At 41.3% G+C, this 8,026-nt stretch carries 8 protein-coding genes; all 8 read left to right on the top strand.

Annotated elements, in window-relative coordinates:
* Window positions 1–1,163: G5 domain-containing protein (locus PAN06_RS11990; RefSeq protein ID WP_269796425.1), on the top strand; the 1,163-nt coding region annotated here is incomplete at its 5' end.
* Window positions 1,164–1,436: 273 nt separating this feature from the next.
* Window positions 1,437–2,636 carry a phosphoglycerate kinase gene (locus PAN06_RS11985; RefSeq protein ID WP_042750167.1) on the top strand — a complete coding sequence of 400 codons (1,200 nt, stop codon included), beginning with the start codon at window positions 1,437–1,439 and terminating at the stop codon, window positions 2,634–2,636.
* A gap of 135 nt (window positions 2,637–2,771) precedes the next feature.
* Window positions 2,772–3,299, top strand: a complete 528-nt coding sequence (locus PAN06_RS11980) for an aromatic acid exporter family protein (protein WP_000119915.1) — start codon at window positions 2,772–2,774, stop codon at window positions 3,297–3,299.
* Between the two features lie 76 nt (window positions 3,300–3,375).
* Window positions 3,376–3,732: a transcriptional repressor GlnR gene (gene glnR / locus PAN06_RS11975; protein ID WP_000659548.1), complete on the top strand. Its 357-nt coding sequence runs from the start codon at window positions 3,376–3,378 to the stop codon at window positions 3,730–3,732.
* Between the two features lie 35 nt (window positions 3,733–3,767).
* Window positions 3,768–5,114: a type I glutamate--ammonia ligase gene (glnA, locus tag PAN06_RS11970; protein ID WP_261010469.1), complete on the top strand. Its 1,347-nt coding sequence runs from the start codon at window positions 3,768–3,770 to the stop codon at window positions 5,112–5,114.
* A 192-nt stretch (window positions 5,115–5,306) separates the two neighbouring features.
* Window positions 5,307–6,341: a heat-inducible transcriptional repressor HrcA gene (hrcA, locus tag PAN06_RS11965; protein WP_000255759.1), complete on the top strand. Its 1,035-nt coding sequence runs from the start codon at window positions 5,307–5,309 to the stop codon at window positions 6,339–6,341.
* A gap of 26 nt (window positions 6,342–6,367) precedes the next feature.
* Window positions 6,368–6,892, top strand: a complete 525-nt coding sequence (gene grpE / locus PAN06_RS11960; protein WP_000046041.1) for a nucleotide exchange factor GrpE — start codon at window positions 6,368–6,370, stop codon at window positions 6,890–6,892.
* A gap of 378 nt (window positions 6,893–7,270) precedes the next feature.
* A partial coding sequence (locus PAN06_RS11955) for an Hsp70 family protein (RefSeq protein WP_269796424.1) occupies window positions 7,271–8,026 on the top strand: 756 nt, incomplete at its 3' end.

The raw sequence follows: 8,026 nt of genomic DNA, 5'->3' as shown, positions 1-8,026 counted from the left end.
ATCAAACTGCTAGAGAAGAATTGGAAGGCTTGCTTGAATCTGTCCGTAAAAAAGATCCTAAAACCGAGTTGATTGAACAAGCAGAAACTTTGTTGGCTTCAGAGATGCCAACTCCACAAGCTTTTGCGGACATGAAAGAAAAGCTGAATAAGAAACTAGCTCCTGCAGAAGAAAGTCATCATGTTGGTAGCATGAATCCAAGTGAAGTAGCCCCAACAGTTGAGGTCCTCCCTGAACTAGTTGTTGAAACTGAAACAACAGCCTATGAACGTCAAGAGCGACCAAATGCGAACCTTCTTAAAGGTCAACGTCAACTTGTCCAAAAAGGAGAAGAAGGGCAGATTCGTCGTCTAGTAGAAGTAGATGCTCAAGGCAATCGTATCCTTCGTACAACAGAAATTCTCAAGGAAGTTGTTCCAGAGATTACCGAAGTAGGTACAAAAGTTCTTTCAAGTAATCAACCAGCAGAAGGAGTAAAAGACTTAGTTTTAGAAATTCCGAAACTAGAAATTGAAGAGGATACAGTGGTCTTCGAACGTCAAGAACGTCCAAACTCAGAGTTTCTCAAAGGTCAACGTCGTATTGTGCAAGCTGGAGAAGAAGGTCAAGTTCGTCATCTAGTAGAAGTAGATTCCCATGGCAATCGTACCCTTCGTTCGAGTGAAGTTCTCAAGGAAGCTGTTCCAGAGATTACCGAAGTAGGTACAAAAGTTCTATCAAGCAACCAACCAGCAGAAGGAGTAAAAGACCTAGTTTTAGAAATTCCGAAACTAGAAATTGAAGAGGATACAGTGGCCTTCAAACACCAAGAACGTCCAAATCCAAATCTCCCAGTCGGTCAACGTCAACTTGTCCAAGCAGGAGTTGAGGGACAAATTCGTCGCTTGGTTGAAGTAGATAGTCAAGGCAATCGTACTCTTCGTACAACAGAAGTTCTCAAGGAAGCTCTTCCGGAAATTGTTGAAGTTGGAACGAAAGAAGAGCAAGACTCTCAAAAAATAGGTCAAGCTCTTTTAGCAACACCGACAAATGAAAAAGTAGGTAAAGAACTTCCAAATACTGGAGTAACAAGAGATGCTAGTCTAGTAGCACTAGGACTCCTCGGAGTGATGAGTGGCTATGGCCTACTTGCTGGAAAGAAGAGAGAAAACGAATCGATTTAGGATTCTTGCATTTCCTCATAACAACTAAAAACAAGGTTTGGCTGCAGATTAGTCAAACCTCGTTTTAAGTAGTAAAAATCAGTGGAAGAATGAGATGGATTAACTCGTTTTTCTTGTATTACTTAGTGATTTGGAAAGGTTTTTCTAGTTTTGATTTTCAGAAATGCTAGTTTTCGTTGCAAGAAAGAACTGGAAAAGTTTAGGGTTTTTCTATCTCTTTTGCTGATTTTGTGATATAATTAACACGTATAAAAAAAGAAGGAGTCATATCTAATGGCAAAATTGACTGTTAAAGACGTTGAATTGAAAGGGAAAAAAGTTCTCGTTCGTGTTGACTTCAACGTACCTGTAAAAGATGGCGTGATTACCAACGACAACCGTATCACTGCAGCTCTTCCAACTATCAAGTACATCCTTGAACAAGGTGGACGTGCTATCCTCTTCTCTCACCTTGGTCGTGTAAAAGAAGAAGCAGACAAAGCTGGTAAATCACTTGCTCCTGTAGCTGCTGACTTGGCAGCTAAATTGGGTCAAGATGTTGCTTTCCTTCCAGGTGTCACTCGTGGTGCTGAATTGGAAGCAGCTATCAACGCTCTTGAAGATGGACAAGTTCTCTTGGTTGAAAACACTCGTTACGAAGATGTTGACGGCAAGAAAGAATCTAAAAACGATCCTGAACTTGGTAAATACTGGGCATCACTTGGAGATGGTATCTTCGTAAACGATGCATTCGGTACAGCTCACCGTGCACACGCATCTAACGTTGGTATCTCAGCAAACGTTGAAAAAGCAGTTGCTGGTTTCCTTCTTGAAAACGAAATTGCCTACATCCAAGAAGCAGTTGAAGCTCCAGAACGTCCATTTGTGGCTATCCTTGGTGGTTCAAAAGTTTCAGACAAGATCGGTGTTATCGAAAACTTGCTTGAAAAAGCTGATAAAGTCCTTATCGGTGGTGGTATGACTTACACATTCTACAAAGCACAAGGTATCGAAATCGGTAACTCACTTGTAGAAGAAGACAAATTGGATGTTGCGAAAGCTCTTCTTGAAAAAGCAAACGGTAAATTGATCTTGCCAGTTGACTCAAAAGAAGCTAACGCATTTGCTGGCTACACTGAAGTACGTGACACTGAAGGTGAAGCAGTTTCTGAAGGCTTCCTTGGTCTTGACATCGGTCCAAAATCTATCGCTAAATTTGACGAAGCTTTGACTGGTGCCAAAACAGTTGTATGGAACGGACCTATGGGTGTATTTGAAAACCCAGACTTCCAAGCTGGTACAATCGGTGTGATGGACGCTATCGTGAAACAACCAGGCGTTAAATCAATCATTGGTGGTGGTGACTCAGCTGCCGCAGCGATCAACCTTGGCCGTGCAGACAAGTTCTCATGGATTAGTACGGGTGGTGGAGCATCAATGGAACTTCTTGAAGGTAAAGTTCTTCCAGGACTTGCAGCCTTGACAGAAAAATAAGATTTTATAAATAAATCAAAGAAGAGAGGGATGAAAGTTCCTCTTTTCTTTTGCTTAAAATAAAAACGCTTCCTCTCAACTATTACTCATAAAAATCACCGATTTATGATAAAATGGAAATAGAAAGTTGAGATTATGAGTTATTTTAAAAAATATAAATTCGATAAATCCCAGTTCAAACTTGGTATGCGAACCTTTAAAACAGGTATTGCTGTTTTTCTAGTTCTCTTGATTTTTGGCTTTTTTGGCTGGAAAGGTCTTCAAATCGGTGCTTTGACAGCCGTTTTTAGCCTGAGGGAGAGTTTTGATAAGAGTGTCCATTTTGGGACTTCGCGTATTCTAGGAAATAGTATCGGTGGCCTCTATGCTCTGGTCTTCTTCTTATTAAATACCTTTTTCCACGAAGCCTTTTGGGTGACCTTGGTAGTTGTCCCAATCTGCACCATGTTAACCATTATGACAAATGTAGCCATGAATAACAAAGCAGGGGTTATTGGTGGTGTAGCGGCTATGTTAATCATTACCCTATCGATTCCGAGTGGCGAAACAATTTTGTACGTATTTGCGCGTGTATCAGAAACTTTCATGGGAGTTTTTGTCGCAATTCTCGTAAATTACGATATTGATCGTATTCGGCTTTTTTTAGAGAAAAAAGAAAAATAATGTTACATTTTATAACATTATCAATTGACGTTTGTCTTTTTTTAGACTATAATAGACAGAAAGAAGGAAATTGTAAATGAAGGAAAAAGAATTTCGCCGAAATATGGCTGTTTTTCCTATCGGCAGTGTTATGAAGTTGACCGATCTATCGGCGCGTCAGATTCGTTATTATGAAGATCAAGAGTTGATTAAACCTGATCGAAACGAAGGGAACCGTCGCATGTATTCCTTGAATGACATGGATCGTCTGCTTGAAATCAAAGATTATATCTCTGAAGGTTATAATATCGCTGCCATTAAGAAAAAATATGCTGAACGTGAAGCGAAATCCAAGAAAGCGGTGAGTCAGACTGAGGTGCGTCGTGCACTTCATAATGAACTCCTCCAACAGGGTCGCTTTGCTTCAGTACGGTCACCTTTTGGTCGCGGTTAGGAAACCGCAAGTAGTCATAATTAAGGAGAAAACTCATGCCAATCACAGCTGCAGATATTCGTCGTGAAGTCAAGGAAAAAAATGTTACCTTTATTCGTCTTATGTTCTCAGATATTTTGGGAACCATGAAAAACGTCGAAATTCCTGCTACAGATGAACAGTTAGATAAAGTCTTGTCAAACAAGGCTATGTTTGATGGATCTTCTATTGAAGGTTTTGTACGTATCAATGAGTCAGATATGTACTTGTACCCAGACTTGGATACATGGACAGTCTTCCCTTGGGGAGATGAAAATGGAAGTGTTGCAGGTCTGATCTGTGATGTCTATACAACAGAAGGTGAACCATTTGCGGGTGACCCTCGTGGCAATTTGAAACGAGCTCTTCGTCACATGGAAGAAGTTGGATTCAAATCTTTCAACCTTGGTCCAGAGCCAGAATTCTTCCTATTTAAGTTGGATGAAAATGGAGACCCAACACTTGAAGTAAATGACAAGGGTGGCTACTTTGATTTGGCGCCTACTGACCTTGCGGACAATACACGTCGTGAGATTGTCAATGTCTTGACCAAAATGGGATTTGAAGTAGAAGCGAGTCACCACGAGGTTGCGGTTGGACAACACGAGATTGACTTTAAGTACGATGAAGTTCTCCGTGCCTGTGATAAGATTCAAATCTTTAAACTCGTTGTTAAAACTATTGCTCGCAAACATGGTCTATATGCAACCTTTATGGCCAAACCAAAATTTGGTATTGCTGGATCGGGTATGCATTGTAATATGTCCTTGTTTGATGCAGAAGGAAATAATGCCTTCTTTGATCCAAATGATCCAAAAGGAATGCAGTTGTCTGAAACGGCCTACCATTTCCTTGGTGGTTTGATCAAACATGCCTACAACTATACTGCTATCATGAACCCAACGGTTAACTCATACAAACGTTTGGTTCCAGGTTATGAAGCGCCTGTTTATATTGCTTGGGCTGGCCGTAACCGTTCGCCACTTGTGCGCGTGCCTGCTTCACGTGGTATGGGAACTCGTCTTGAGTTGCGTTCGGTAGACCCAATGGCAAACCCATATATCGCTATGGCAGTTCTATTGGAAGTTGGTTTGCATGGTATTGAAAATAAAATTGAAGCACCAGCTCCTATTGAAGAAAATATCTACATCATGACAGCAGAAGAGCGTAAGGAAGCTGGTATTACAGACCTTCCATCAACCCTTCACAACGCATTGAAGGCTTTAACAGAGGATGAGGTTGTCAGAGCAGCTCTCGGAGATCACATCTACACTAGCTTCCTTGAAGCCAAACGAATCGAATGGGCAAGTTATGCAACCTTCGTTTCACAATGGGAAATTGATAATTATTTAGATCTTTACTAATAGAGAAGGAAGATTGCCTGAGGGCGGTCTTTTTTTCTAGGTCTTCAGACTGATTTTTAGCACTCTTGGTAAAAGAGTGCTAATTTTTTGAGTTTTTATCTTGACATTCTCTTTTAAGGGTGTATAATAGAATCATAAGTTAGCACTTTAGTGTGTCGAGTGCTAATAGATCAGACAGAGAGGAGTGATGAGGTGGTTACAGAGCGTCAGCAGGATATTTTAAATCTGATTATTGACATCTTTACCAAAACGCACGAACCTGTCGGATCCAAAGCCTTGCAAGAGTCTATTAACTCTAGCAGTGCAACCATTCGTAATGACATGGCGGCTCTAGAAAAGCAAGGGTTGCTTGAAAAGGCTCATACTTCAAGTGGTCGGATGCCAAGTGTTGCTGGTTTTCAGTACTATGTAAAACACTCACTGGATTTTGACCGACTAGCTGAAAATGAGGTGTATGAGATTGTCAAAGCTTTTGATCAGGAATTCTTCAAATTGGAGGATATTCTGCAAGAGGCTGCTAATCTACTGACAGACTTGAGTGGCTGTACGGTAGTAGCACTGGATGTTGAGCCGAGCAGGCAACGTTTGACAGCCTTTGATATCGTTGTTTTGGGCCAACATACAGCCTTGGCGGTATTCACCCTAGACGAGTCGCGGACGGTTACCAGTCAGTTTCTGATTCCAAGGAACTTCTTGCAGGAGGATTTGCTGAAACTGAAGAGCATCATTCAGGAACGTTTCCTCGGTCACACCGTTCTAGATATTCACTACAAGATTCGGACGGAGATTCCGCAGATTATCCAGCGTTACTTCACAACAACGGATAATGTGATCGATCTCTTTGAACACATCTTTAAGGAAATGTTCAACGAAAACATTGTGGTGGCGGGCAAGGTCAATCTCTTGAATTTTGCCAATCTAGCAGCCTATCAGTTTTTTGACCAACCGCAAAAGGTGGCTCTGGAGATTCGTGAGGGGTTGCGTGAAGATCAGATGCAAAATGTCCGTGTTGCGGACAGTCAAGAGTCCTGTCTAGCTGACCTAGCGGTGATTAGTAGTAAATTTCTCATTCCTTATCGGGGAGTTGGAATTCTAGCCATTATCGGTCCAGTTAATCTGGATTACCAGCAGCTAATCAATCAGGTCAATGTGGTCAACCGTGTTTTGACCATGAAGTTGACAGATTTTTACCGCTACCTCAGCAGTAATCATTACGAAGTACATTAAGATTGAAATCATTAAAGGAGGCGAAAATGGCCCAAGATATAAAAAATGAAGAAGTAGAAGAAGTCCAAGAAGAGGAAGTTGTGGAAACGGTAGAAGAAACAACTCCTGAGAAGTCTGAGTTGGACTTGGCAAATGAACGTGCAGATGAGTTCGAAAACAAATACCTTCGCGCTCATGCAGAAATGCAAAATATCCAACGCCGTGCCAATGAAGAGCGTCAAAACTTGCAACGTTATCGTAGTCAAGACTTGGCAAAAGCGATTCTCCCTTCTTTGGATAACCTTGAGCGTGCACTCGCAGTTGAAGGTTTGACAGATGATGTGAAGAAGGGCTTGGAAATGGTGCAAGAAAGCTTGATTCACGCTTTGAAAGAAGAAGGAATCGAAGAAATCACAGCTGACGGTGAATTTGACCATAACTATCATATGGCCATCCAAACTCTCCCAGCAGACGATGAACACCCAGCAGATACCATTGCCCAAGTCTTCCAAAAAGGCTACAAACTCCATGACCGCATCCTACGCCCAGCAATGGTGGTGGTGTACAACTAAGATACAAAGCCCGTAAAAAGCTCACAGTAAAAATAGGAGATTGACGAAGTGTTCGATGAACACAAGGAAATCTATCTTTTTTACCCAGAGCTTAGGGCGTGTTCGATTAGGCGATTCTGACGGTTGCAACATATATAATAGAAAACTTGTCCGAAACGACAATAAACTATGAAGAAAGATAAGAGGCAAGCCGGAGGCTTGCAAGGAAGATATTTCCCGCCGTGGTGAAAGTTTCAGTAGCTTCTGCTACTGAAACAGGGGATTTTTGAGACAATAGGCTCAAAAATAAGTGATGAAATCCCGAAGGGAGTTGCTCACGTCCCCACCACTTAAGGGAAATATCAAAAATAGAAAATTAACTAACAAGGAGAAAAACACATGTCTAAAATTATCGGTATTGACTTAGGTACAACAAACTCAGCGGTTGCAGTTCTTGAAGGAACTGAAAGCAAAATCATCGCAAACCCAGAAGGTAACCGTACAACTCCATCTGTAGTATCATTTAAAAACGGCGAAATCATCGTTGGTGATGCTGCAAAACGTCAAGCAGTTACAAATCCAGATACAGTCATCTCTATCAAATCTAAGATGGGAACTTCTGAAAAAGTTTCTGCAAACGGAAAAGAATACACTCCACAAGAAATCTCAGCTATGATTCTTCAATACTTGAAAGGTTATGCTGAAGACTATCTTGGTGAAAAAGTAACGAAAGCAGTTATCACAGTTCCAGCTTACTTCAACGATGCTCAACGTCAAGCAACAAAAGACGCTGGTAAAATCGCTGGTCTTGAAGTAGAACGTATTGTCAACGAACCAACTGCTGCAGCCCTTGCTTACGGTTTGGACAAGACTGATAAAGAAGAAAAAATCTTGGTATTCGACCTTGGTGGTGGTACATTCGACGTCTCTATCCTTGAATTGGGTGACGGTGTCTTCGATGTATTGTCAACTGCAGGTGACAACAAACTTGGTGGTGACGACTTTGACCAAAAAATTATCGACCACTTGGTAGCAGAATTCAAGAAAGAAAACGGTATTGACTTGTCTACTGACAAGATGGCAATGCAACGTTTGAAAGATGCAGCTGAAAAAGCGAAGAAAGACCTTTCTGGTGTAACTTCAACTCAAATCAGC

It is taken from the genome of Streptococcus sp. SM3 (assembly GCF_027497875.1).
The sequence above is the reverse complement of the archived record's forward strand: the minus strand, read 5'-3'. Positions and strand labels throughout refer to the sequence as shown.

Excerpts from the sequence above, each read along its gene's own strand:
- PAN06_RS11985 (WP_042750167.1), top strand. The coding sequence starts at position 1,437 with ATGGCAAAATTGACTGTTAAAGACGTTGAATTGAAAGGGAAAAAAGTT.
- PAN06_RS11980 (WP_000119915.1), top strand. The coding sequence starts at position 2,772 with ATGAGTTATTTTAAAAAATATAAATTCGATAAATCCCAGTTCAAACTT.
- glnR (WP_000659548.1), top strand. The coding sequence starts at position 3,376 with ATGAAGGAAAAAGAATTTCGCCGAAATATGGCTGTTTTTCCTATCGGC.
- glnA (WP_261010469.1), top strand. The coding sequence starts at position 3,768 with ATGCCAATCACAGCTGCAGATATTCGTCGTGAAGTCAAGGAAAAAAAT.
- grpE (WP_000046041.1), top strand. The coding sequence starts at position 6,368 with ATGGCCCAAGATATAAAAAATGAAGAAGTAGAAGAAGTCCAAGAAGAG.